Below are 24,355 nucleotides of genomic sequence, written 5' to 3' on the forward strand. Positions count from 1 at the left end.
GAGCCGCCCCGGGGAGCATGGATGGCGAACAGGCGGCAAAACGACGAACCGATGTATGTCCAGATCGCCGAGTCGATCCGGCGGGATATCGATTCGGGTCGCTTCCAGGTCGGCGCGCGCCTGCCCGGAAGCCGCTCGATGGCGGTCGCTCTGGGGGTTTCCCGCACGGTCGTATTGATGGCTTACGACCAGCTGGAAAGCGAGGGCTACCTGGACTCGCGCTCGGGCAGCGGCACCTACGTGAGTGCGCGACCCGCCGGCGTGTCCGCGTGCGAGACGCTCGTGCAGGAACAGGTCGAGGCACCGGGAGATCCGCGGTTGTCCCGCCTGGCCCGGCGGGCCGTACTGCCTGCCGTACCCGAGGCGGGTCCGCCTGCGCTCGAAGGGGAGGTGATCGAAGCGGACGTGATCGATCTTGCGCAACCTCGCGTGAGGTCCGACCCGCGCAGCCTCAAGGCCTGGATGCAGAACCTGATGGCGTTGCTGCGCCGTCGCGATGCACCTGACTTCCCCGAACTGCAAGGTGCCGTCGACCTGCGCAAGGCCGTGGCCGGCTATCTGAGCGTCGAGCGGGCGATCGAGGTCGATCCGGACGACATCCTGATCATCAGCGGCGCCCAGCAGGCACGCGACCTCATCGCCCGCGTCCTGCTCGACGAAGGCGATGGCGTAGGCGTGGAGGAACCCTGCCACTGGAGCGTGCGCCATACCTACGAGGCGATGGGGGCGCGGATCGTGCCGTGCCCGGTGGGCCCGCACGGCATGGACATCGACCGCCATGCAGCGGCACTGGATGGTGTGCGGTTGGTCAACGTGGCTCCGTCCTACCAGTTCCCGACCAGTGTGGTCATGCCCGAGGAGCGGCGCAGGGCCCTCCTGCAATGGGCCTACGCGCACGACGCATGCCTGGTGGAGGACGATTTCGATTGCGAGCACAGCTTCGGCGTGCGCACGTCCCCGTCGTTGTGGTCGCTGGATCGCTACGGCCGGGTGATCCAGGTGAGCAGCTTTGCACGCTCCATGTTTCCCGCGCTGCAGCTGGGTTACATGCTGGTGCCCCGTCTGCTGCGTGAGCGGTTCCTTGCGGTCAAGTGGCTGGCTGATCGCGGCAGCATATCGATGCAGCAGCACGTGCTCGCCGCGTGCATCACCAGCGGCCAGTACCTGCGTGACCTGCGGCGTATCGCTCATCGTCTGGCTCCGCGCCACCGGGCCTTGCAAGCCGCGATGCAAGCGCGTCTGGGCAGTGCCATGGAGGTGACCGGCTCGGTGGCAGGAGGATCGCTCTTCGTGCATTTGCCCCGGTTGCCACGCAGTGCCACCGGGGCATTGATGGCCGAGGCACTGGCACGCGGTGTGCGCATCCGTTCTGCCGAGCGCTTCCACCGGACACCGCTCGACCATGTCACGCTGGTGCTCAGCTACGCCGGGCTATCCGAGGCGAACCTCAAGCGAGCCGGGGTTCGGCTCGCAGAAGCCTATCTGGCGATCATAGAGGGACCGCCATTTCGCCGCCGGCGTCAATAGGCGCATAGAAACAGGGAACGGAGCCCCTTGTTCCTCCGCATGCACACCATGGCGAAGAAACGCTTCGGAGCGTTTCCGAGGGCTTTGCCGGACCCGTTGCTGCCGGTCGAGACAGGAGGCGTTGGTGCTACTGGCAGCGCCGCCGCCATGTCGAAGCCATCGAGGACTGAGCACGCGGTGTCGAAAACAAAATCCCGAAAGTGTCGAAATCGGTTCCGGTTGTTCGTCGTTGTCGTGAAGGCCGGCGACTGGTCAGCCTGCGGATCACTGGAGAAGATGACATGCCGCAATATCTCGTGGCGATCCACCACCCCGACAACTATGACGCGTCGCTTGAAGACGAAGCGATGATCCGCGAGATCCAGGCGCTCAATGACGAGATGGCGGCTGCCGGTGCCTGGTTCTTCGCTGGCGGCCTGCAATCGGCGCCCTTCGCGAAGTCACTGCGCAAGCAGTCCGATGGAAAGGTAGTCATTACCGATGGGCCCTACATCGAGGCGAAGGAACACATTGGCGGCTTCTGGATACTCGACGCAGCCAACATGGATGAGGCGCTGGCGTGGGGGAGCAAAGCCGTCGTCGCCTGCCGCGCCCCGGTCGAGGTGCGCGAGTTCCTCGTCATGCCAGCGGAATAGAAACGCCAGCCCCCGAACACGGAGACTCACATGCGAAAGCTCAAGATCATCGAACACATCTCGCTGGACGGCGTGATCCAGCATTCCGCCGACGACAACGATTTTCCCTACAGCGACTGGACCGCGCCGTATCGGACCCCCGCTGGCCGGGACGCCGTGATGGCCGCGCATGGCGAGAGTTTCGATCTGCTGCTGGGCCGTCGCACCTACGACCTCTGGTCGGGCTTCTGGCCCAAGGCGCCGAGCAGTCCGATGGGGGACCGTCTCAATGCGGCGACGAAGCATGTCGTTACCCACCGTCCGGAAAGTCTTGCATGGGGCCCGTTCGAGGGCCTTGGACCGGACCTCGTCGAGAGCATTTGCCGCATCAAGTCGCAGGACGGCCCGGACCTTGTCCTCTCGGGCAGCTCCACGCTGACATCGACGCTGCTCGAACACGGGCTTGCGGATGAAGTTGTGCTGATCGTCTATCCGGTCCTGCTGGGCACGGGCAAGCGCTTCTTTGCGGAGGGAACCTCGCCATGCTCATTCGAGCTCGTCAGCACGCAGGCAACGCCGTCCGGCGTCATCCTCAGCACGTACAAGGTCGCCGGGCCTTTGAAAGCCGCGTAGTTCGACGACGCGACATCGTCAGTGAATGCCGGAACGCTGTCATCCAGCAGGCAGCAAACAAAGGGGCAAGGGACACTCCACGCCTGGAGTGCCCCTTATGTGTCAACGGCAGCCCGCATCTGCGCCAGCAGTGCTTCGCCCGACCATGATGGGCGCACGTCGGCTCGCTCGGCTTCCCGCACGAGTTCGCATAGCCGCTCGTTTACTGTTGCTGTTTGTCCAAGACGTTGGGCGAGGCGCACGACTTCGCCGTTGATCCAGTCGATTTCCGTAGGACGCCCGGCCGTCAGGTCGTCCGACATGGACGATCGTGCGAGCGGATCGATCGTCAGCATCCTGCGGCCCAGCCGCTCGAACAAGGCATCGGGTAGGCCGAGAACATGCGGTATCCAGCTGGCTGGAAGCGGTGTCAGCCTGGTGGGTCGTATGTGGGCCAACTTCAGAAGCGCCAGCGCTTCTTTCTGCGCCATGCCGAGGCAGATCCGGTAGGCGCGTTGCGAGAGCTCCTCCTTCAAGGGCCGGTTCGCCAGCGCGTTGATGGCATTGTTGAGGTTGAGAAGCAGCTTCGCCCACTGCACCGGCAACATGTCGGCGTGCTGGGTCAACGACAGCCCCGCCTTGCTGAACGCTTCGACGAACGGCTGCATGGCCGGCGCACGCCTGATCTCCAGCTCGCCCGCCGAGCCTTGATGAAAGGCACCGGGCCCACGTTCGACGACATTGAATGGCACCATCCCCTCCAGCACCGTGTTCTGCGGTAGCGCGGCGCGCAGCACGCCCGCGTTGCCGATGCCGTTCTGGAAACTCACGACGACCGTGCCGGGGCGAATCACGCCCGCCAGTTCTGCCGCAGCCGTGGCTGTCGCGGTGGACTTGACGGTTACCAGCACGAGATCCGCGCTTGCAGCCGTCGCAGGATCCGTCGACACCTCGATCCGCTCGGGGCGCACATGCCAGCGGCTTTCGTCGTGCCGCGACAACGTGATGCCGTGATGGCGCAACTGGTCAGCAACACGCGCACGCCCAATGAAACTGACGTCGCTACCTCCGGCAAGCAGCCGTCCGCCGACATAGCAACCAATCGAGCCAGCGCCGTAGATAACAATTTTTGCCATGCAGGTTCTCAGGCGATGCGTTGGGAAACAGAGTGCACTTTCGTCGAACGCTCGGCTCTGGAAAGTCGATTCTGCACTCTATCTGGATCCGTTGAACCCATGATCCGGAGCGAATCGTTGGGAGCCTGAGAAACGGCAAAGTGCGCAGCGCGACACCAGCTCATTCGCAACGCGCGCTATCGCCTTCGGGTTTGCATTGTGGCGGCCAGCCGTTGCTGCGCCAGTAATCGATGAATTTCATGCGCTGCAGAAAACTCGGGAATGCCGGGTCGCGATGCAGGGCCGTGAAATCGACCGTCCACAAGATCTTGCCGTCGGGTTGCTGGTCGCCGGGTTCGAATTCGGCGAGTAACGGTGTGGCATTCAATGGCGGCGCGAATAGCCGCAGCAGGCTCACGCCACCGGTCTTGGCTTCCAATGTTGCGATAGCAGCCTCGGCTTGCGGCCAACGCGTTGGATCGAGCAACGCCTCGGTGACGGCAGCATACGCAACGGCAGCATACGCATGCGCAGTTTTCTCGTCTTCTTGACTGGACGGACCGGACATCTGCTCAACGAAATGGCGTGCAGCCGTGTAATCGTGGCGCCAGACTGCATTGCGCCAGCGTGCGATTACAGTGAGCCATTCGGGTTCCGATTCGAGGCCTGGCAGCAAATCCAGAAAATGCCTGGCTTCGTCGTGGCGACCCAGCGTATCCAGCTCGGTGGCAAGGTTGTAGGTGCCCCAGTAGCTGAGCGGGTCGGACGAGTAGTTGGTTTCGAATTCGGAGAGAGCCTGTTTGCCATATCCGAGTCTGCCCAGCCACATGCCGATTATGCTGCGCATGACCTGATCGTTGGGGGACCGCGCGAGCGCAGCATCGTATTCCTTCTTCACCGTGACCCAGTCGTGGTTGTGTGAAGCGACCAACCCCAAGGCCGCATGGGCATAGATATCATCGGGGTCGAGATCCAGTGCATGCCTGGCCTCGTGCAGCGCATCGTTGTCTCTGCCTATGTCCTCGAAACCGGATGCAAGATTCGCTGCAAGCAAGCCATGCACCGGAGCAAAATCCGGCGCACGCGCGGCCAGCGCGTTCAGTGCGGTTTCCGCCTTGGCGTAGGCGACTGAATCGTTCTGCGTAAGAAACACGTGGCGCAATTCGAGGTATTCGCGGAACACCTGCGGGTCGACCGTTTTTTCACTGGCCTGTACCATGTCGATGTGCAAGGCCAGCGCGGAAACCACGGCTTGCGCGATGTCTTGCTGCAGCGCGAATACGTCGGCGAACTTGCGGTCGTAATCCTGCGTCCACAGTATCTGGCCCGATGGCGTTTCGATCAGGCGCAGGCTGATACGCAGCTGATCACCGGCCTCGTGCAAGCTGCCTTCGATGGCGTGAGTAACATGCAGGCGTTCAGCCAGCTGTTTGGCGTCGAAGCCATCCTGTTGCGCCCGCAGGGCCGACGCGCTGGAAATCAGCCGCAAGCCATTGACGTGCGCGAGTCGGAACGTCAAATCCTCGCTCAGGCCATTGGCGAAAGCGGCCTCATTGCCGTCTGCGCTGCTGTTTGCGCCGATCGCGTGCAGAGGCAGCACGACCAGGATGGGCGAAGGTGCAGGCGCCGAACTCGACGTTTGGTGCAGCCAGAGTGAGCCCACAATGGCTGCGAGCAGCATGCATAGAAGGACGGCTGCGCGAACGCGTGTGCGCGGCGGTGCAGGTGCCGGAAGCGCGACTGAGGACGAGTCGGCGACGTGCGTTGACGAGATCGGCGAATCCGCAAGCTTGCCATCAGTTGCAGATGGCGGGGACACGGTTCGGCTGTCCACCGCATCCAGTACGGGTACCAACGCTGTCGCGGAAACGATCGGCCCCGTGCTTGCCGCATCAGCGTTTGCATCGGGCGAGACGGGCCGCGCATCGAGCAGGCGTACTTGCGCGTCGAAGCGATAGCCGATGCCATACAGCGTGTGCAAGTAGTGCTGATCTTCGACACGCTCGCCAAGCGCCTGTCGGAGCATGGTGACGACGCGATTGAGCACGCCGGGTGTCACATGGCGGTGGCCCCAGACCGCATCGAGGATTTCGTCCCGGCCGAAAGCACGGCCCGGATGTCGCGCGAGCAGGGCGAGCACCGCAAATGCCTTCGGTTCGAGCGGCACGTTCGTGCCGGCCACGAATAGTCGTCGTCCGGTGAGATCGATTTCCACCGCGTCGAACACGATCCAGCCCGCTGGATTTTCGGCTTCCACCATCGTGCCCCCTCGAATGCGCCTATTCGGCGCTCAACTGCATTGCGTGTCAAATCAAAGAGATATTTCGCGGGAAATCGTGCCTCAACCATTCCCCAAGTATTTCCCAACGTCATCCCAACGGGTTCCACACCGGAGCATCAAGCATGGCGATGTGATCGGCGTGAACCTGCCTGCGCGGAATCCTGGGCCACGCACCAGACGGGTGTAGCGGTATCGCCCTTTTGCAAGACCATCCAACGAGAGGAAACGATCATGACTTTTCGAAAAGAAGTGGTTTTCTTCAGTGCACTGGCGCTGTTGCTGCCGCTATCGGCACCGGCCGCCGCGCAAATGTCCGGGCCGGACAATGCGCAGAATTTCCTGGCCCAGCCGGCCACCGGTCTGGTCCAGGCGGTACGTCTGGCAGCCACCAAATACCAGAACGTGGCACAAGCCGTAAGGGATGGATATCAGGCTGACGCGAACGGTTGTGTCAGCAGCCCCGACGAGGGTGCCATGGGCGTGCACTACATCAATGGCGGTCTGATTGGTGGCACCGTGGATGCCAACCACCCGCAGGGATTGGTGTACGAGCCTGCGGCTAATGGACAGCTGCAGCTGGTGGCGGTGGAGTACATCACGATCGCCCAAGCTTGGGATGGCAGCCATCCGACCGGCTCGCCGGCCAAGCTGATGGGACAGGTGTTCGACTATATGGAAGCGCCGAACCGCTTCCGACTGCCGGCGGTTTACACCCTGCATGTATGGGCCTGGAAGTACAACCCGATGGGCGTGTTCTCGATGTGGAATCCGAACGTCTCGTGCACCAGCTATACGGAATAGGAAATCAGCCGCCCCGAATTTCCTGGATGGCCGCAGGGAAGCATGATCGACGGAGCTTCCCCGCATCGGGGTGAAAGTTCAGGGCACGCAGGACGCAGTTTTTCCAGGGGAGGCGTCGGCTCTGATCCAGGGCGCGGGTCAGGGCCGACTTTACGGAGACCTTCGCGACACGAGGCTGTCACTGGCGGTGTCGGCATGTCTGCTGATGCGATCCCGGTGATTTGCTCCTCCTGGCTGCGGCATTTGTCCGCACGGCGGACAATGGTCAACCGCGCTCCGGGGGAGTCACAATGAGCATCGGGATGCCTTGGGTTACGCGAGATGGGAACTTGAAGCCGAATCGACGACGTAGGCTGCTCGCCTGGCTGGTGATGGCTGCCACCCTGCCTTCGCTTGCGCATGCATGCGCCTGTGGCTGCGGCGTGTTCGACGTCGGCACCAGTGCGATGTTGCCCAACGGCGCGAAAAACACCGTGTTCCTTCAATACAGCTACCTGGACCAGCCGGAAAACTGGATCGGCAGTTCGTCGTCGCCAGGCGCGGACAATAACGACAAGCGCATTCGCAGCGAGTTTTACGTCGCCGGTTTCCAGCACATGTTCGATCGCGCCTGGGGCGTGATGGTGGAGGTTCCCTACACGCAGCGGCACTTCACCACCACCGATGACGCAAGCGAATTGATCGTGAGCCACGATCACGCGGCGCTGGGCGATATCCGGATCATGGGCATGTACACCGGTTTCTCCGATGACATGTCCACCGGGGTCACGTTCGGCGTGAAGCTTGCGACCGGCGACTTCACCTACAAGGGTTTTGACCGCGACACGTCGATTGGCACCGGCACTACCGATCTTCTGCTTGGCGGCTACCGCCAGATGCATTTCGGTACCGGCAGCTGGGGCGGATTTGCCCAGGTTCAGCTGGATCAGCCGCTGAACACACGCGAGGGCTACCGACCCGGCACGGAACTGGATGCTGCCGTGGGCGTGTATCCGGGCGGTTGGGCACTGGGCAACGGCGTGCACCTGACACCGATCTTCCAGGCACTCGTCTCCGTGCGCAGCAAGGATCACGGCGACAATGCGGATCCGCCAGACAGCGGCTACCAGCGGCTGCTGTTGTCACCGGGGCTGGAGCTTCGCGTGCGCAGGTTCCGTCTCTACGCGGATGTCGAACGGCCGGTCTATCAGCACGTCAACGGCCAGCAGCTGGTGCCGCACTGGCAAGGCAAGCTGACCGCCAGTCTCAACTTCTAGCCATTCGGCAACGCGGTTCGATCGCCTCATCGGATAGGGCCGCCACGCGAATATTCCCGATGCATCGGGATGCGGATGAAGCAACGATCAGCATCGGCATTTTCTTGCGACGGCATCGTCTGCATATCCGCGCGTGTGCCGATACGGCGCTTTCACTGGTCGAGTGTCACCCCACTTGTGGCGTGTCCGCGGTGTCCGATGTCCGCGTGAAGTGTCCGCGGACGGATATTCATCTTTTGATGATCGACGAAAAACGGCATGGGAGCGTGATTTTCAAGGCGCGATGGGATTGGCACGACGTTTGCCATATCCGTCTCGAAAGCTTCGTTTCATCACTCGATGGAGAGCCGCCATGAAATTCAAATACGAAACCCTTTTGCTGCAGAGCCTGTTCGGCGCCTGCGTGCTGATTTGTGCGATGACCGTCAGCAGCATGCTGCTGGCGTAGGTGATCGATCGCGCGAAGTACCGGCGACACGCCGGTTTGGGGCGGAGTCGTCCGCCTCGATGTACGGGCAGCAGCCAAACCCCTGGTGTGCCCGTGCGTTCCCCCTCCATAAACCTTAGGAAGTGACCCATGAACAACATGCTCTCGCCCCGTTCTGTCTCGCGTCGTATCGCTCGTGGTCTGGCTTTGGCCGGTGTGATTGGCGCGTTCGCCATGGCGGGAATCTCCACGGCCAGTGCGCAGGCCACTGCGGGCGCGGTGTTCGGCAAGGCACCAGTGGGCTACAGCATCGCTGTGCGCAGCGACACGACGGGGACTGGCCGAACGGTGACGGTGGATTCCGCCGGCCGTTACTCCGCAGCCCACCTGCCGCCGGGCACCTACACGGTCACGCTGAAGCAGGGCGATCGGGATGTGGCCAAGCATCTCAACGTACCGGTAACCGTGGCTGGCGGCGTCAAAGTGGATTTCGACTGCAGCGAAATCAAGTGCGACGAGGCTGCCGACACGAAGTGAACCTTGGTGCACCGATGTGCGCCTGGTGAAGAAGGGAGGCTCGGCGGGGAAACTGCCGGGCCTCATCTTTATGCGATGAATGAGCCTTTATCAGCCGGCCGGGTGCTTGCTGGTGAACACCGCCAATTGATCAGCGAAAGCACGTTGGAAGGCGGGCCGCACTTCGCCGCGGGCGACATAGGCGGCGATGTTGGGGTACTCGTCCAGTATTCCCGTCGGCTTCGATCGGAACAGCACGCCTATCAGCATCAGGTCGCCCGCGCTGAACGCACCATCGATCCACTCGGCATCGCCAAGGCGATTGGAAAGTGCGCCCAGCGTTTTGCGGGCGCGATCCTCGAGCATGGGCTGACGCTGCTCGTACCACGGTTTGTCGCGCTCGAAGATCAGAGCCATGCTGCGTTCAACAAGCGGCGGCTCCACTGTGCTGAGCGCGGCGAACATCCAGGTGATCGCACGCGCGCGTGCATTCGGTTCGTCCGGCAGCAGGCCGGCACGGCTCTGCGCGAGGTGGAACACGATGGATCCCGACTCGAACAAGGCGAGGTCGCCTTCTTCATAGGTGGGAATCTGCCCGAAGGGTTGCAGTGCAAGATGCGCGGGTTCCTTCATCGCCTTGAATGACAAAAGGCGAACGTTGTAAGGCTGGCCGACTTCTCCAAGCGCCCAGCGGACGCGCAAGTCGCGCGCAAGTCCTCTGCCACGGTCGGGCGAATCTTCGAAGGCGGTGATGGTGGGGATCATGGGGAAGCTCCTGTGATGGAGAGGCAGGGTCAATGTGCACTGTTCGAACAGGCGACCCTGACCCTTGCCTTGCAAGCGGTGGTTGATCGTTGCCGTCGTCAACCGCGCCGAGCGGCCTCGATCGCGGCGATGTCGATTTTCGACATCGTCATCATGGCGTCGAACGCGCGCTTGGCCACGGCGGGATCGGGGTCGGTAAATGCGGCGGTCAGGACGCGCGGGGTGATCTGCCACGACAGCCCCCACCTGTCCTTGCACCAGCCGCAGGCGCTGGCGTGGCCACCGTTGTCGATGATCGCGTTCCACAGACGGTCGGTTTCGACCTGGTCGTCGGTGGCCACCTGGAACGAGAACGCATCGGTGTGCGGAACCCCAGGGCCGCCGTTCAATCCCAGGCACGGGATGCCCATGACACTGAACTCGACCGTCAGCACATCGCCCTGCTTGCCGGCGGGATAGTCCCCCGGCGCACGATGGACCGCGCCCACGCGGCTATCCGGAAACGTCTTGGCGTAGAACATCGCGGCATCCAGCGCAGTGCCGTCATACCAAAGGCAGATCGTGTTCTTGCTGATCATGCGGGTTCTCCTGGTTCAGGGCGGGGGAGAGTGCCCTTCATTCTCTTCGACGAACGACGGGCGCGCAGATCGACACGCGGTCGGTATGCACTTTTCTGGATATTCATCTTCCGGAAAGTCGACTCTGGCCATTGTTTCGGATCACCTGATTTCGAGCCCCACTTTCGGTGCTATAAAGATGGCCGGGGGAGTACAGAACAGGGGCCATCAAACGGCTACGTGATTGCGCGGGCATGCTTGACGGCAGGATGCCTTGCGTTCTGTTGAGGCTTTATATCCACAAAAGGGGGAACGTAGTGACTGCCAAATTCAATCCTTATTCCGTGCCTGACAGTGCTTTGACTGAAACGGTCGTCAACCAGCGACGTGAAGTGGCCGGCAAATGGCGTCGCTTCGGTACATGGTTGATCGACTACATCTGTTTCTTGCTCTTGTCGATGCTATTCGGTGTGGTTGTGGGTTTGCTGTTCGGCTCGGCTGGCCTCGAGGCACTGAAGAAGATTCCGAATATTGTTCTGGGGTTGATTCTGTTGCTTGGTTATTACTGCTTCTTCGAAGGCATATGGGCGCGCACTCCTGGAAAGCTTGTGCTCGGGACAATTGTTGTCAGCCAGGGAGGCGACAAGCCGAGTTTCGGCCAGATTGTGGGTCGCACACTGTGCCGATTCATACCGTTCGAAGCCTTTTCCTTCTTCGGTGAGGAGGGTGAGGGTTGGCACGATTCCATTCCCAAGACACAGGTTGTGCTCGTTCCAAAGGGCTAGGTTTTCGCAAGCGAGCGTCCGATGGCTGGGGCAGGCCACTTAAAGCGAATCGGGATCGCACGCCATCAGGCCGGTCCACAGCTCACAAGGGAGCATCAATGCGTTACTTCATTTTTGTGGTGGTCTTGCTTCTCGGGGCGATTGCCGGTTGTGACCAGTCAAGCCTGTTGAAGGCGATGACCCCATCCGGGGACGAGCAGACTGCGAAGAGTTACATCGATCTGTTGCGGGAGCATAAGTTCGAGCAGATCGAGCAAGCTATCGATCCTGAAATAAAGGTGCCGAACCTTCACGATGCGCTGGTTGAAATGGCGGGGCTGATTCCAGCGCAGGATCCCACTTCGGTGAAGGTAGTCGGAGCGAACACGTTCAAAGGCCCCGATATCTACAAGAGCAACATCACGTTCGAATATCAGTTTTCGGACAAGTGGCTGCTGGCGAATGTTGCGATTCAGAAGAAGGGTGGCGTTTCCACGATCATTGGTTTCAATGTCAATCGCCTTTCCGACTCACTGGAGAATCTCAACAAGTTCAAGCTTGCCGGAAAGAGCCTGCTGCAGTACGCCGTGCTTGCCGGAACCATTCTGATTCCACTCTTCAGCCTTTACGCACTCGTCTTGTGTGCGCGGGCCCGGATTCCGAAGCGAAAATGGCTATGGATCGTCTTCATCTTGTTCGGCATCGGCAAGTTTGCAGTCAACTGGACCACGGGACAGTGGGGTTTCATGCCGCTGTCCTTCCAGTTGTTCGGCGCGGGCGCGTTTGCACCTCTTTATGGTGCATGGACGCTTTCGATATCTCTGCCTCTCGGTGCCATCTGGTTTCTGATGCGGAGGAAGAGTTTCAGCCAGGCTGCCAGTGCGCAAAGCGTTCCGCCGGAGCTGCCTCCGACCGACCGTTGAGCGGTGGTGTCCAGCCACGGTGATGTGGGGACTGCTAAGCGAACTTGAGGGGCCAGCTTGAGTTGCCCCAGTTGTCCACCGACTTCCTACACGATCCAGGCGCCGGCTCTATTCGAACCGGCACCTCGGACGCGAGGCGCCGATCCAAACCTGGCCGTTGCGACGCGCATCCGGCGGCTGAAATCATTGTTCCCGGCGACATCCGCTCAGATGCGGGTGTCTGCATGAATACGTGGGAAAACCTCAGTCCTTGAGCCCCTTTCCATCTGTCTAGCCGGAAACGGGTGTGGCGGCTGGAGTGGCGTTTGCTGGTGTACCGGACTTTTGTTTGTGCATGGTCTTGTGCGACTTCGGGTGGTCATTCCGATACATCGTGTCCGCGGTCTGTTTCTGATCGGGCGACAGCACGGCGTACAGGTCGCTCATGGCGGCAGACAGTTTCTGCATGTTTTCCGCGTGAAGCTGGGTTAGCGCCGCATAGGACTTCATGGCTTCGTCGGCATTCATCGTCGGAAGCTTCTGGGCACGTTCGTGAAAGGCGTCGGCGGCCTTCTTTGCATTGTCGCGCATGGTCTGTGCGAAAGCGTCCCACTGTTTGGATTGCTGATCGGTGATCTTCAACTGGGTGTGCATATCGCTGATGCGCTCCTCCACGGCATCCGCACGTTTTTGCGCGTGATGTGTCGCAGATGCGGCACTCGGGGAAGCGGTGGCAGGGGCGGTAGTGGCCTGTTGTGCCCACGCTGCGGTGGAGCACATGGCGAGCGTCAACAAGGCGGGCACAGCAATATTACGAATGACATTGTTCATGGATGGATGCTCCGATTCAGAGGTTCGGGTCGACGAGGCTTGGGTGGACATGTCGTGCCATTCAATCTTGATACGGCTCATTCGGGTCGGGCGGTGGTGGCTGATTGTTGTTGTCGTCGTTGTTGTAATAGACGACGCCCGGTGGTGGTGGCGGCGGCGCGTCCGTGTAAACCACGGCGGGTGGCGGCCGCTGTGCCGAATTCATGATCACCGCACCCGCGACCAGTCCCAGCAAGGCACCTGCGATCAGGTTGCCGCTGCCGTTGTCGTGCCCGCGGTAATCGTGCCCGCGATATTGATACTGGGGAGCCGGTCGTCCGCGATACCCATCACGCCGTTGATACTGTTGCGCCTGTGCAGGCAGGGCGGAGACGGTTACGGCAACGGCGAGGATGGCTGTGGCGACCTGGCGGTACAAGTGGGTGCGAGAGCTGTGAGTCATGGACATAACCTCCACACTGATGTCGCGGTTGTCGCATGCATCGGCCAGCATCGAATGCCTGCGAGGACATGAATCGACGCGGCGACAGTAGGCAATGACATCAACGTCTGGCATGTCATTCCGATCGCCGACGGTCGAGTCTATGCCGAATCATGTGTACGGGGACTTCACCGGCCAGTACAAGTAGGGATCGGTTCATGCCGTCAATTGACAGGGTCAGATCAGCCCCTGCGCCAGCGGGTACGGGAGTCAGAGATAGCTGAGCCACCAGTTCTTGCGCCGCCGCTTCAGGCCGACGTACCAGCGGCAGAGCGGGTACAGGGCCAGCACCACGCATGCCCACAGCAGGTAGATCGCCGGCAGGCCGACGTCCCATCCGGGCGGTGCGGTGAACGGAAAATGGCCCAGGTCCGGCGAGCGGAACATGCCGCTGACATCGCCGTAGCGCAGGTAGCAGGCGGCGACCGCCAGCAGATGGATCAGGTAAAAGTGCAGGACATAGAAGAACAACGGCACCTTGCCGTAGACCAGCGCCGGGCGCAGCAGCCGTGGCGTGTTTGCGTCGAAGGCGCACAGCAAGGGCAGCGCGGGTCCCAGCGTCATCAGCAGGAACAGCAGCGAGGGCGGGTACTTCTGGGTGTTGAGGAAGGACAGCAGCGTCCACAACGGCGAGTGCTGCACCGACCACGGCTGCGGATCGCCATACATGTTGAGCAGGCGCAGCAGCACGAAGCCGAGGCTGAGGCCCAGGCCGAGCCGGAGCAGCAGCGTGCGGCGGCGCTCCGCGCTCCATCCGTAGCTGTGCCCGAGCGCGTAGCCCAGCGCGGTGACGCCAAGCCAGGGCAGCAGCGGATAGGCGACGAACACCGCATGCGCTCCGGTGTGGACGAAGCCGGGCGCGTGCAGCACCGACCACAGCGGCGCGAACGGGCCGAATGCGTCGGCCTGGACGTCGTCCAGCAGGTTGTGACCGGCAACCATCACCACACCCAGCGCGATCAGCGCGCTCGTGGGCACATAGATCAGTCCGGCCAGCACGATCATCGCCCAGCCCAGCGCCCACAGCACAGTGAGCAGGGTGATCTGGTAGTCGACGTTGAACTGCAGCGCAAAGCGCATCACCACCACTTCCAGCACGATCAGCCACAGCCCGCGCGTGAGCAGAAAGCGCGACAGCTCGCCCTTGGACATGCGCTGCAGCGTCAGGCAGGCGCCGGTGCCGGTGAGCAGGAAGAACACCGGCGCGCAGAAGTGGGTGATCCAGCGGGTGAAGAACAGTCCCGCCGTGGTGGTGGCGAGGTTGGTCGGGCTGGCATCGAGCGCGCCGAAGAAGTCGTGCACGTGATCAAGCGCCATGATCACGATGATGATGCCGCGGAGCAAGTCGATCGATTCGATGCGGACGCGGGAGGGCGACACGTCACCAGTTGCCGCGCGAACGGCAGGAGAGGGTGTGGCGGTATCCATGTCGTTCGCTCCCCAGGGGCGGCCGGCCAAGCGTCATGCGCAGGCCGGTTGCCGTCGTGACGGTCAGTCCGGAATTTCCGGCTCCACCAGCTTGCCCAGCAGCACCAGCGACTCCTGCCAGCCCAGGTAGCACATCTCGATCGGAATCATCTCGGGCAGGCCCTCCTGCACGACTTGCAATTCGGTGCCGCAGGAGACGGCGCGGAAGGTGATGGTGGTGATCATCTCGCCGGGCAGGTTGGTGTCTTCGAAGCGATCCGTGTACTGGATGCGTTCGCCCGGCACGAGCTCGCGGTAGGTGCCGCCGAAGCTGTGACCGTTGCCGGTGGAGAAGTTGGTGAACGACATTCGATGGGTGCCGCCAACCCGTGCGTCGAGCTGGTGCACCTTGCAGGTGAAGCCATTCGGCGGCAGCCACTTGGCGATCGCGTCAGCGTCGAGGAAAGCGCGGTAGACCCGCTCGGGTGGAGCGTGCAGCACGCGGTGGAGACGGAGGGTGTTGGTAGCCATGAGGGTTTCCATCGCAGAGGATCGGCCCTGGTCTTGCGGGGCGAGCGGGTAGCCTGGAGCCGCTTGCCATCGCTACGCCGGCAGGCTGAGCACCGGTGTGAAGCCGCCGAAGATCATCCGCTTGCCGTCGAACGGCATGTCGCTGGCGTCGGCCATGCGTGGATCTTTCATGAATTTTTCCATGCCGGCATTGCGGGTGGCCTTGTCGGGCCACTCGATCCAGGAGAACACCACGGATTCGTCCTGCTTCGCCTGCACGGCGCGGCGGAAATCGGTGAGCTTGCCTTCAGGCACATCGTCGCCCCAGCACTCCACCACCCGCGTGGCGCCGAACTCCATGAAAATCGCGTCAAAGGTCCTGGCGTGCGCAATGAACTGCTCGCGGTTGGCGTTGGGTACGGCGATCACGAAACCATCGATATAGGACATGGTCGTTTCCTCAGCGTTGGTGTCCGGTATGGCCACCTTCTTTCATGCGACGAACGAGTGTGTGCAGGATCGACATGGCGGTCGACAGCCCTGGGTCACGCGTGTAGCAGACGCGGCAGCTTGTCTCGAGTGCGATGGCGCGTGTCAGCCATGGTGCTCGGGTTCACGGGCTGGACGGAGGGTGTGCGCCTTGCGGTTGTGGCGGCTGCCAGCCAGTCGGTGGGTCGAGCGGCTTGCCAGCGTCGGTGAGCATCGTGTCGATGCCGTCGATCTCGCGCTCATGCGCCAGCATGGTGGCGATCTGTTTCGTTGGCGGCAACGCGGGGGTTCCCGCGAGCGCACCCAGCTGATTCATGCGCCACTGCAGACGGCGACGCTGCGCCACGGCATCGGCGTGGTCGACGGCATCGCGTGCGGTCCATTCTTGCAGGCGCAGGCCGATCATGTTCGCAATCAGGCTGTCGCCACGCTCCATCGAGGTCGCGATATCACGGCAAGTCTTGCGACGGGCATCGTTGGCCGCCGAACCAGGCTGGCAGGCATGCGTCACATCCTGGAATGCCGGTATGGCCATCGCGGCGACCATGCTCATCGCCAGCATTTGTCGTTGTGCGTCGGTCGTGTCGGCGTGGTGCGTCGGATCGCTCGGTGGTGTGGGGACGCGTTTCAACCCGGTAATGAAGCGTCGTCCGAGGGACGCAAAGTAAAAATTGAAATGGGTGGAGTGTGCCATGTTCGACAGTGCCTCATCGATGCGTGCCTGATCCGCATGGGAGGTGGCGTCATGCAACGCAGCCATCCACACATCGCCATTGTGCGGGTCGATACCACGCACACGAGCCTCACGGCTAAGCGCGTCGCATCCGGGTTGCGTGTGGCACTGGATGACATCCAGCAGGCCAATATCCGCGGCCTGGGGCGCGATGGCCGCGGCGCGATCCAGCAGACCTAGCGATTGGCCTGCGTCACCCGGCAGGCTCTGCGCAAGCGCGGCAGCGGTAGTCAGGGCGTCGGCATCGTGCAGCACGGCGAGTGATTCGACGGCGCCCATTCGCCACGCCTTTGTGGCTGAAGTGGCGTCAGGCTGCGGTCCCGTTTGCGGTGACGTGGTATGGGCGATGGCGAACGAGCTTGCCAGCAGATGGGTGGCAAGCGTGGTTCCGAAAATGATCCATGCGTAACGCATTGCGTGATCCCCACACCGTCGGGAAATCCAGTGTAGCCGCAGGCTGGCGGGAGCGGGGCATCCCTGCTGCTGCCCTGACGGTGTCCGGTATGAAGCAAAGCAGTCAGCGTGAGCTGGCCCGGGTTTTGGGCCGGCGGATGGCGGTGATCTTGCCGCTGCGCCCGCCGCCGCAGAAGAAGCGGTCGCCGCCATCGGACTCGAGTCCCGATACCCCCATACCGGCTGGCATCTGCAGGCTCTCGAGCACTTCGCCGGTTGCGGGGTCGATGTGTCGTACATCGCTTTCGTCGCCTTCCCAAGTGGCGTGCCACAACTCGCCGTCGACCCAGGTGACGCCGGTGACGAAACGGTCGCTCGCGATGGTGCGAAGAATCGCCCCTGTTTCAGGATCGACCTGATGGATCTTGCGCTCGCGGTATTGGCCGACCCAGAGCGAGCCCTCGGCCCACGCGAGTCCGGAGTCGCCACCAGCGCCCGGCGCCGGGATGGTGGCAAGCACGCGGCCGGTCGTCGGGTCGATCTTCTGGATGCGGTTCTCCGCGATCTGGAACAGATGGCGCCCGTCGAAGGCCGTACCCGCATGCGCGGCGATATCGATCGTGCGCGGCGCTTTTTCCCCGTTCGCTGGATCGAACGCGGCCAGCATGTCGCCGGCGGCAAACCAGACGCGCTCGCCGTCGTAGGTGACGCCGCCCACGCTGTCGACACCTGGGAAGGGACCGTACTCGCTGATGATTTCCGCGTTTGATCGTTTCATGTATCCATCCTAATCGCCGGGGAAGGGCGCCGGGAGTAACAAGCTTGTCGGGAATCCCGGCACGGACGGGGTCATCCAGCGCCGCGCCCGTCCGCGACCGAACGAGTCCACCTTGTGTGCCGCCACCAACGCATCGAGTGCGCGCTGCACACTGCGCTGGCTGGTACCGAGCGCCAGCGCCAGCGCCGAGCTCGACCACGCTTCGCCGTCGGCGAGCAGGGCCAGCACCGCCGCATGCGCGTCGTCGACGGGCCGTGCCAGCACGGCGACCTCGCTCGCGTGGCGCGGCGCCAGCGTGAAGCCGTGCTTGGTCGCGCTGATGTCGGCCACCGTGCGAAGCAGGGTGCGCAGGCGCCCGACTTCGACCCGCAAGCGCGCGCGATGGGACTCGTCGGCGTGCTTTGTGCGGAAGGCTTGGGCGATCAGCGTGGCTCTCGGCACATCGCCGGGCCACGCTTCGGCCAAGGTCCGTGCCAGCGTGAACAATACGGGGCGCCGCTCCAGCGAGATCATCGAACGTGCATCGCGCACCACGTAGCGGCACGCGTCCACGACGAGTGCGGTGGAGGCCAGCCATGCCTCGACCTCGTCAAGCTGCAGGAGTCGTTCATCGCCGCGGGCGATCAGGCGCGCGGCGGGCAGTTCCAGCACGCGGAAGGCGCTTTGGACTTCCGCCATCAGCACTGGAATACCGGCTTGGCGCGCCGCCTGTTCGGCGCGAACCAGGGCGGCGCGTGCTTCCGTCGTGCGCAGGCGACGGATCGCGATGCCCGCGACGACCAGCTCGCTTGAGGCTCGCGACGCGAACGGCAACGCAGTCGTGTCGAGTTCGGTGAGTGTGCGCTCGGCGTCGTCGAGACGTCCGATCAACAGCAGGCGGCGGGCCTGGAGGTAACGCGCATACGCGGCGTTCGCGCGATCGCCGTGTGCTTCCAGCGTGGCCCGCGCGGCATCGAGCGCCTTCGTAGGCTCGCCGAGGTCACGCGAGACGAGTGCAATCTCGGCTTCGGCGACGGCGCAGCGTGCGCGGGCCATGGTTTCGTGCGGACCGAAGGCGCGTGCGGCGCGACGCAGCAGCGTCTTCGCCAGTGCGAAATCACCGAGCTGGGCCATCGCGATGCCGCGCAGTGCGAGCGCCGGCGCATCGTCGCGCAAGGCGACCCGCTTCAACGCGCCGAGCGGGTCACCCGCCGCGAGCGCACGCGCCGCGGCCGTGATCAGGGAGTCCATTGGAGTGAGTTCATGTCAGCGAGCCTTGTTGAATCACGCCCATTTCAATCGCGCCACACTTGTCACTCCCACCCTTCGATGGCCCGGTCGCAGTCTATCTCACGCTCACCAACCAGGACGCCGGCGACAACCGGCATCGACAGCACGTGACTATGAGGAGAAACGAGATGGAAAAGATCGCTGTATGGGGCTTCAGCTGGGTGCCGCCTTTTGCCCAGGGACTGGTACGTGATCTGCGCGTACGCTGGGCACTCGAAGAGGCAGGGCTTGCCTATGAAAGCCGGTGGATCGGCCTCGAGGAGCGAAACTCCGATGCCTATCGGCACAAGCATCCTTTCGGACTGGTGCCTGTACTCGAATCCAGTGACGGGACCTTGATCGAATCGGGTGCCATCGTCTACGCCATTGCCGAACAGTGCGAAACGCTCATGCCTGTCGGCCTGCGTGCCGAAGCGCTCACCTGGATGTTCGCCGCGCTCAATACCGTCGAGCCGCCAGTCTGGAATCTTTTCGTGTTGGACGTGCTGCACCAGGGCGAAGAATGGGCAAAGCTGCGGCGTGCTGGCGCTGTCGACGAAGTGAAGGCTCGATTGGCCGCGCTGTCCGAATGCCTCGACGGTCGCGACTACCTGCTTGATCGTTTTACGGCGGCGGACATTCTGATGACCACCGCGCTGAGGTTCATCAGGCATACGGATTTGGTGGCCGGATTCCCGCGGCTCGAAGCCTACGTCAAACGTTGCGAGGCGCGGCCGGCCTTCCAGGCTGCCTTGCGCAACCAGGCGACTGGCTACGCACGCAACGCACCGATTGCAGCCTGAGATTCGAGAAGGAGAGCAGCGATGATCAACGACAAGACCGGAACACGTGAAGAATGGCTGGCAGCGCGACTCGAGCTGCTCCAGGCGGAGAAAGAGTTCACCCGGCGCGGCGACGAGCTGGCGCGGCAGCGGCAGGCGCTGCCGTGGGTGCGCGTCGACAAGGATTACCGGTTCGAGACCGAAGCAGGCAACGCGTCGCTGGCAGATCTCTTCAAGGGGCGCTCGCAGCTGCTGGTCTATCACTTCATGTTCGGGCCTGACTACAAGGCTGGATGTCCGTCGTGCTCGTCGATCGCCGATGGCTTCAACGGCTCCGTCGTCCACCTGGAAAACCATGACGTGGCCTTTACGGCGGTGTCGCGGGCGCCGCTTGCGAAGCTGCAAGCGTTCAAGCAGCGGATGGACTGGACGTTCCCTTGGGCGTCAGCGCCCGATGGAGAGTTCAACTTCGACTTCAACGTCGCATTCACCGAGGAGCAACTGCGCCATGGCCCGGTGGATTACAACTACCAGCCGATGGACGTGAGGCCGGCCGTGAAAGCCGGAGCGGATGGCTTCGTCGGGCAGATGGCAGCCATGACGGAGACGGGCGTGGCCACATACCTGCGCGAGATGCCAGGCATGAGCGCGTTCGTGCTGGAGGATGGCGTCGTCTACCACACGTATTCCGCCTATGCGCGCGGACTGGACGGCCTTTGGGGCATGTATCAGTGGCTCGATCGCGCCCCCAGTGGGCGCAACGAGAACGGTGTCTGGTGGCGGCACCACGACAAGTACGATCAGCGCTGAACCATGTCTTGCTGGCAACGCACGGTGCTTCATGACAGGAGAGATGACGTGAGCGACGCTCATACCGACGCAGGTATCTGCGCTGCCATCGATCATGGAAGCGATAATGCGGCATCTCTCCGCGCAGCCAACCGGCTTGGCCTCGCGGCTGCGCCGACGTTTGCCCTCATGGCGTTGCTGAGCGGTATCGATGCAGGCGGCCCGATGGACATGCTTTGCTCAGCCGCGCACAGTGCGTCGCCGTTGAGCGGCATGACCCTGATGTATGTGCTGATGAGTGTCTTCCATGTGGGACCCTGGCTGAAGTGGATCGTCTGCCGCCGACGCGGTATTCGCCGATCCTGATCGGTGTTGGCCACAGCATAAAAAGACGCCGGGAAGATCAGATGCCAGCTTGTTTTGGAACTTCGTCAGGCCGGAGGCATACTGGGAGAAATAAATCACAGGGGGTGGATCGTGTCTTCCGTCATTCCGCAACCGGTTGTCGCCAAGCTTACGAGCGCCGCCATTTTTCTCGTAGTGACGTTGAATCCCGAACCTCACCACGAAGAGGCGGTGCGAGCGCTTTGCGGTGACATGGCGTCGCTGTTACGCGGGATAGGTTTCCGCGACCCCGACGGTCGCCTGTCCTGCGTCATGGGTTTTGGGTCCGATGCGTGGGATCGGCTTTTCGGGCAGCCCAGGCCCAGCGATCTGCACCCGTTCCGCGAGATCAAGGGACAGCACCACGCCGTCTCCACGCCGGGAGACATGCTCTTCCATATCCGCGCCATGCGCATGGACCTGTGCTTCGAGCTGGCGACCCAGATCGTGTCCCGCCTCGGCGACGCCGTCGCAACGGCAGACGAGGTGCATGGCTTCAAGTATTTCGACGAGCGCGATCTGCTCGGCTTTGTCGACGGTACCGAGAATCCGATGGACCAGGCCGCCATCGACGCGGCGATCATCGGCGACGAAGATCCCAGTTTTGCCGGCGGAAGCTACGTCATCGTGCAGAAGTACCTGCACGATCTGAAGGCATGGAATGCGGTGCCGGTCGAGCAACAGGAAAACATCGTCGGCAGGGCGAAACTCTCGGATATCGAACAAGCCGATGCCGCGAAGGCTCCCTACGCGCACAACGTGCTGACCAATATCGAGAAGGATGGCGAGCAGCTGCAGATCGTGCGCGACAACATGCCATTCGGCGACGTCAGCAAGGGCGAGTTCGGTACTTACTTCATCGGTTACGCGCGATCCCCGGGCCGGACCGAGCAGATGCTCGTCAACATGTTTGTCGGCAACCCGCCGGGCAACTACGACCGCCTGCTGGACTTCAGCAAAGCCGTCACCGGCACGCTGTTTTTTGTGCCGTCCGCGACGTTTCTGGACAATGTTTAGGGGGAAGTGCCAGAGACTTTTCCATCGCTGGCCATGTCTCTGGACCTTCTCCTCGGCAATCATGTCTCCGAGCCGTCTGGCGCAAACAGGTTTTTGACTGCTTGCCTCAGCCTTGGCGAAGCAGAAATGCGCTGATCAGTGCCCCGAGCACGATGAGGCCGCCGAACAGCAACGCCATCTTCCGACCGATCTGAGTGTCGGTCGTGATAGCAACGCCGCCGGGCATGACGATCAGTATTTTCTGATCTCCCGATCCCAGTTTCCGATGCATTTCCTCGAGGTCGGTGGGCATGGGAAAAACCAGGCCATCATCCGCACGGCGTGTCATGAACAAAAGATCGCCAGCCTTGGCGACCAACGTGCGCGCAGGGATGTTCCAGCCGGTCATCGAGGAGTTGTAACCAGGTCGCCCCTGTGCGAAAACGATCTGGTGAACCGGCTGACCCTGGTCGGACCGAAGTTCGTCGGGCGCCCAGAGCATGGTCGCCAGCAGGTCGGCTGGACCCAGGTGCAGGCTCTCGTCGCTCAGGTCACGGTGCAGCTGGTCCAGCAGCGAACTGCCATCCGGATCGCTCGATTGGGCATGCACGAACCGCTCTTCGCGACCGTCGACACGCCAGCACACCGCGATGGGCTTGAGATTGTCATCGAACAGCGCCGCCTCCGACACCAGCAGGTTGCGGGCCATGCCGAGGTTCAGGACATCGGGCTTGTCGATCCAGTCGCCCGGAAATTCGATGCCGCGATAAATCTCGGCGACGACGCGCGAGCTGACGGTGGGCATTTCCAAATGCGATTCCCCTGTTAAGTCAACCGAGTGAGCTGTCGGTCATCCTGATGCTGGATTCTCCCAAGCTATATGAGGTTGATGCCACAGGTCCGGATGGTAGGCGCGAGCGATCGACTGTGTTGTAGTCTGTGCAGCGCATCCGCCGCTTTGGTGATGGTGGGGCCTTACGCACGCAAACGAGAGGGTGGCCGCAATGGCGAACTTCCGTATTCCTGGTCCGACCTTGTGGGGCGAACAGGTTCCTCAGGGCGGCAGCGGTCTGTCCATGCTGTTTACGGGCCTGCCTGCAGCGTGTGTGTATGGTGCGCCACTGGCGACTTCGCAATTGCTGCTGCCGACGGGAGGGCAGCTGTCGACGACTGGATTGCCCAGCATGTGTCCGGTCGGAAGCCCGTTCGGGCCGGCACCGGACGTGTCGTTCCTGTTCCGCATGTGTCTCGGTCCGCAGCGCGGTATCAGCGAGCAGGACTATGCCGTTGCAGCCACTCAGCTGGGTGCGGAAGTGGCTGCGATCAAGTCGGTGGCCGAGGTCGAAACATCGGGGGCGGCCTTCGACGACTACGGACGTCCGCGCATCTTGTTCGAGCGGCACTACTTTCACCGCCTCACCCATGGTCGTTACGACAAGCGTCATCCGGATATATCCAACAGCCTGGCTGGCGGCTACGGCAAGTTTTCCGCGCAGTACGGCAAGCTTGAGAAAGCCTATCTGCTCGATGCCGTGGCCGCGCTGGAGTCGGCGTCGTGGGGACGTTTTCAGATCATGGGCAACAACTACCGGGATGCGGGTTTCGCTTCGGTGCAGGAGTTCGTGCTGGCACTGAGCCGCACCGAGGCGGCGCACCTGCGGGCCTTCGCCAGTTTCGTCTCGGCCAACAAGGCGTTGAACAAGGCACTGCAGCAGAAGGAATGGGCCGCCTTTGCCAGGGCGTACAACGGCAAGGGCTACAAAAAGAACGACTACGACACCAAACTGAAGAACGCCTACGACAAGTTTGCCAAGGGGAACGGGAAGTGACTTATCGCACTCACCGCAGCTGGACCGGTTTGTTGCTGCTCTCGCTGGTGTCGTCCTGCGCGTATCCGGCACAGCCGGCTACCGGCTCGCTATGCGAAACGTCGCAGACCACGTATTTCAGCTGCCAGACCGCCCGGCGCAGGACAATCAGCCTTTGCGGTGCGTTGCCGTCCGCGCTGCAGTACCGCTACGGCAGGCCCGGACAGATGGAATTGAAGTTCCCGGACGACGCTGCGCAGGGTGCACGGTTGTTCGCCTTCGCGCATTACAGCCGTTACCAGGCCGAGCGCACCGAGATCGGTTTCAGTCGTGGTGACGCCGACTACACTTTGTTCGACTACACCGAGCAAGGCCGCCGTACGGCAGGTGTGCAGGTCACCACCACGGACGGCAAGGCAGCGGAAATCCGCTGTGCCGGCTCGATCCAGGGAGCGATGGCGCCGCTAGGCAAGAGCCTGCGTTGCGACCCGGACAGTGCACTCAACGGCGGCCACTGCCCCTGACGAAGTTTGGTGTTCCGGGGGCGGCTTTCATCATCGCGAACCCGGAACGATGGGAGCAAAGGAGT

General features: G+C 62.4%; 28 protein-coding genes. 15 read left to right on the forward strand and 13 right to left on the reverse strand.

Going from position 1 to position 24,355, the window contains the following annotated elements; all coding sequences use genetic code 11:
* Positions 1-51 precede the first annotated feature (51 nt).
* From pdxR to IE071_RS04430, 3 genes are all read left to right on the forward strand, one after another.
* Positions 52-1,527: a MocR-like pyridoxine biosynthesis transcription factor PdxR gene (gene pdxR / locus IE071_RS04420; protein ID WP_229792746.1), complete on the forward strand. Its 1,476-nt coding sequence runs from the start codon at positions 52-54 to the stop codon at positions 1,525-1,527.
* A gap of 281 nt (positions 1,528-1,808) precedes the next feature.
* Positions 1,809-2,162 carry a YciI family protein gene (locus IE071_RS04425; RefSeq protein WP_189439923.1) on the forward strand — a complete coding sequence of 118 codons (354 nt, stop codon included), beginning with the start codon at positions 1,809-1,811 and terminating at the stop codon, positions 2,160-2,162.
* A 30-nt stretch (positions 2,163-2,192) separates the two neighbouring features.
* Positions 2,193-2,774 (forward strand): dihydrofolate reductase family protein, encoded by a 582-nt coding sequence (locus IE071_RS04430; RefSeq protein WP_189439924.1) that lies wholly within the window; start codon positions 2,193-2,195, stop codon positions 2,772-2,774.
* 95 nt (positions 2,775-2,869) lie between these two features.
* Here the strand turns inward: IE071_RS04430 and IE071_RS04435 are convergent, their stop codons facing one another.
* Both IE071_RS04435 and IE071_RS04440 read right to left on the reverse strand, forming a co-directional pair.
* Positions 2,870-3,889 carry a 2-dehydropantoate 2-reductase gene (locus IE071_RS04435; RefSeq protein ID WP_189439925.1) on the reverse strand — a complete coding sequence of 340 codons (1,020 nt, stop codon included), beginning with the start codon at positions 3,887-3,889 and terminating at the stop codon, positions 2,870-2,872.
* Positions 3,890-4,049: 160 nt separating this feature from the next.
* The gene (locus IE071_RS04440) at positions 4,050-6,128 is read right to left on the reverse strand and encodes a winged helix-turn-helix domain-containing protein (RefSeq protein WP_189439926.1); all 2,079 of its coding nucleotides are present in this window, start codon (positions 6,126-6,128) and stop codon (positions 4,050-4,052) included.
* Between the two features lie 252 nt (positions 6,129-6,380).
* On the opposite strand from IE071_RS04440, the gene IE071_RS04445 reads away from it, so the two are divergent.
* The 4 genes from IE071_RS04445 (at position 6,381) to IE071_RS04460 (ending at position 9,170) form a co-directional block, all read left to right on the forward strand.
* Entirely contained in the window at positions 6,381-6,950 is a 570-nt protein-coding gene (locus tag IE071_RS04445; protein ID WP_229792747.1) for a hypothetical protein, read from the forward strand.
* A gap of 329 nt (positions 6,951-7,279) precedes the next feature.
* Positions 7,280-8,206: a hypothetical protein gene (locus IE071_RS04450; protein ID WP_189439927.1), complete on the forward strand. Its 927-nt coding sequence runs from the start codon at positions 7,280-7,282 to the stop codon at positions 8,204-8,206.
* A gap of 59 nt (positions 8,207-8,265) precedes the next feature.
* On the forward strand, positions 8,266-8,562 hold the full coding sequence (locus IE071_RS04455; protein ID WP_189439928.1) for a hypothetical protein: 297 nt from the start codon (positions 8,266-8,268) through the stop codon (positions 8,560-8,562).
* A 221-nt stretch (positions 8,563-8,783) separates the two neighbouring features.
* A complete protein-coding gene (locus tag IE071_RS04460; RefSeq protein WP_189439929.1) occupies positions 8,784-9,170 on the forward strand; it encodes a carboxypeptidase-like regulatory domain-containing protein in 387 nt (128 codons plus the stop codon).
* A gap of 90 nt (positions 9,171-9,260) precedes the next feature.
* Here the strand turns inward: IE071_RS04460 and IE071_RS04465 are convergent, their stop codons facing one another.
* Both IE071_RS04465 and IE071_RS04470 read right to left on the reverse strand, forming a co-directional pair.
* A complete protein-coding gene (locus tag IE071_RS04465; RefSeq protein WP_189439930.1) occupies positions 9,261-9,914 on the reverse strand; it encodes a glutathione S-transferase family protein in 654 nt (217 codons plus the stop codon).
* A 98-nt stretch (positions 9,915-10,012) separates the two neighbouring features.
* Entirely contained in the window at positions 10,013-10,492 is a 480-nt protein-coding gene (locus IE071_RS04470) for a VOC family protein (RefSeq protein WP_189439931.1), read from the reverse strand.
* 296 nt (positions 10,493-10,788) lie between these two features.
* Between IE071_RS04470 and IE071_RS04475 the strand changes: the two genes are divergently transcribed.
* On the forward strand, positions 10,789-11,256 hold the full coding sequence (locus tag IE071_RS04475) for an RDD family protein (protein ID WP_189439932.1): 468 nt from the start codon (positions 10,789-10,791) through the stop codon (positions 11,254-11,256).
* Between the two features lie 98 nt (positions 11,257-11,354).
* The gene (locus IE071_RS04480; protein WP_189439933.1) at positions 11,355-12,158 is read left to right on the forward strand and encodes a hypothetical protein; all 804 of its coding nucleotides are present in this window, start codon (positions 11,355-11,357) and stop codon (positions 12,156-12,158) included.
* A gap of 270 nt (positions 12,159-12,428) precedes the next feature.
* On the opposite strand, the gene IE071_RS04485 is transcribed toward IE071_RS04480, so the two are convergent.
* From IE071_RS04485 to IE071_RS04520, 8 genes are all read right to left on the reverse strand, one after another.
* The gene (locus IE071_RS04485; RefSeq protein WP_189439934.1) at positions 12,429-12,968 is read right to left on the reverse strand and encodes a Spy/CpxP family protein refolding chaperone; all 540 of its coding nucleotides are present in this window, start codon (positions 12,966-12,968) and stop codon (positions 12,429-12,431) included.
* Positions 12,969-13,029: 61 nt separating this feature from the next.
* Positions 13,030-13,410 carry a hypothetical protein gene (locus tag IE071_RS04490; RefSeq protein ID WP_189439935.1) on the reverse strand — a complete coding sequence of 127 codons (381 nt, stop codon included), beginning with the start codon at positions 13,408-13,410 and terminating at the stop codon, positions 13,030-13,032.
* A 249-nt stretch (positions 13,411-13,659) separates the two neighbouring features.
* Positions 13,660-14,877, reverse strand: coding sequence for an acetyltransferase domain-containing protein (locus tag IE071_RS04495; protein ID WP_189439936.1), 1,218 nt, complete (start codon positions 14,875-14,877; stop codon positions 13,660-13,662).
* Positions 14,878-14,940: 63 nt separating this feature from the next.
* The gene (locus IE071_RS04500; protein WP_189439937.1) at positions 14,941-15,387 is read right to left on the reverse strand and encodes an SRPBCC family protein; all 447 of its coding nucleotides are present in this window, start codon (positions 15,385-15,387) and stop codon (positions 14,941-14,943) included.
* Positions 15,388-15,459: 72 nt separating this feature from the next.
* A complete protein-coding gene (locus IE071_RS04505) occupies positions 15,460-15,816 on the reverse strand; it encodes a DUF1428 domain-containing protein (RefSeq protein WP_189439938.1) in 357 nt (118 codons plus the stop codon).
* Positions 15,817-15,979: 163 nt separating this feature from the next.
* Entirely contained in the window at positions 15,980-16,867 is an 888-nt protein-coding gene (locus tag IE071_RS04510; protein ID WP_189439939.1) for a hypothetical protein, read from the reverse strand.
* A gap of 238 nt (positions 16,868-17,105) precedes the next feature.
* Positions 17,106-17,759, reverse strand: a complete 654-nt coding sequence (locus IE071_RS04515; protein ID WP_189439940.1) for a Vgb family protein — start codon at positions 17,757-17,759, stop codon at positions 17,106-17,108.
* Between the two features lie 9 nt (positions 17,760-17,768).
* A complete protein-coding gene (locus IE071_RS04520) occupies positions 17,769-18,989 on the reverse strand; it encodes a helix-turn-helix domain-containing protein (RefSeq protein WP_189439941.1) in 1,221 nt (406 codons plus the stop codon).
* 167 nt (positions 18,990-19,156) lie between these two features.
* On the opposite strand from IE071_RS04520, the gene IE071_RS04525 reads away from it, so the two are divergent.
* From IE071_RS04525 to IE071_RS04540, 4 genes are read left to right on the forward strand one after another with little or no spacing between them, the layout of a single operon-like run.
* Entirely contained in the window at positions 19,157-19,810 is a 654-nt protein-coding gene (locus IE071_RS04525) for a glutathione S-transferase family protein (protein WP_189439942.1), read from the forward strand.
* A 21-nt stretch (positions 19,811-19,831) separates the two neighbouring features.
* On the forward strand, positions 19,832-20,599 hold the full coding sequence (locus IE071_RS04530) for a DUF899 domain-containing protein (RefSeq protein ID WP_189439943.1): 768 nt from the start codon (positions 19,832-19,834) through the stop codon (positions 20,597-20,599).
* 48 nt (positions 20,600-20,647) lie between these two features.
* Entirely contained in the window at positions 20,648-20,944 is a 297-nt protein-coding gene (locus IE071_RS04535) for a hypothetical protein (protein WP_229792748.1), read from the forward strand.
* Positions 20,945-20,998: 54 nt separating this feature from the next.
* Positions 20,999-21,979, forward strand: coding sequence for a Dyp-type peroxidase (locus tag IE071_RS04540; RefSeq protein ID WP_229792749.1), 981 nt, complete (start codon positions 20,999-21,001; stop codon positions 21,977-21,979).
* A gap of 106 nt (positions 21,980-22,085) precedes the next feature.
* Here IE071_RS04540 and IE071_RS04545 read toward each other — a convergent pair whose 3' ends face one another.
* Positions 22,086-22,763: a hypothetical protein gene (locus tag IE071_RS04545; RefSeq protein WP_189439944.1), complete on the reverse strand. Its 678-nt coding sequence runs from the start codon at positions 22,761-22,763 to the stop codon at positions 22,086-22,088.
* A gap of 379 nt (positions 22,764-23,142) precedes the next feature.
* On the opposite strand from IE071_RS04545, the gene IE071_RS04550 reads away from it, so the two are divergent.
* A complete protein-coding gene (locus IE071_RS04550) occupies positions 23,143-23,787 on the forward strand; it encodes an N-acetylmuramidase family protein (protein WP_229792750.1) in 645 nt (214 codons plus the stop codon).
* Complete coding sequence (locus tag IE071_RS04555) at positions 23,784-24,290, forward strand: hypothetical protein (protein ID WP_189439945.1); 507 nt, start codon at positions 23,784-23,786, stop codon at positions 24,288-24,290. The genes IE071_RS04550 and IE071_RS04555 overlap by 4 nt, the downstream gene beginning before the upstream one ends.
* Positions 24,291-24,355 lie beyond the last annotated feature (65 nt).

The organism is Rhodanobacter panaciterrae, from assembly GCF_014651895.1.
Classification (GTDB): Bacteria; Pseudomonadota; Gammaproteobacteria; order Xanthomonadales; family Rhodanobacteraceae; genus Rhodanobacter; species Rhodanobacter panaciterrae.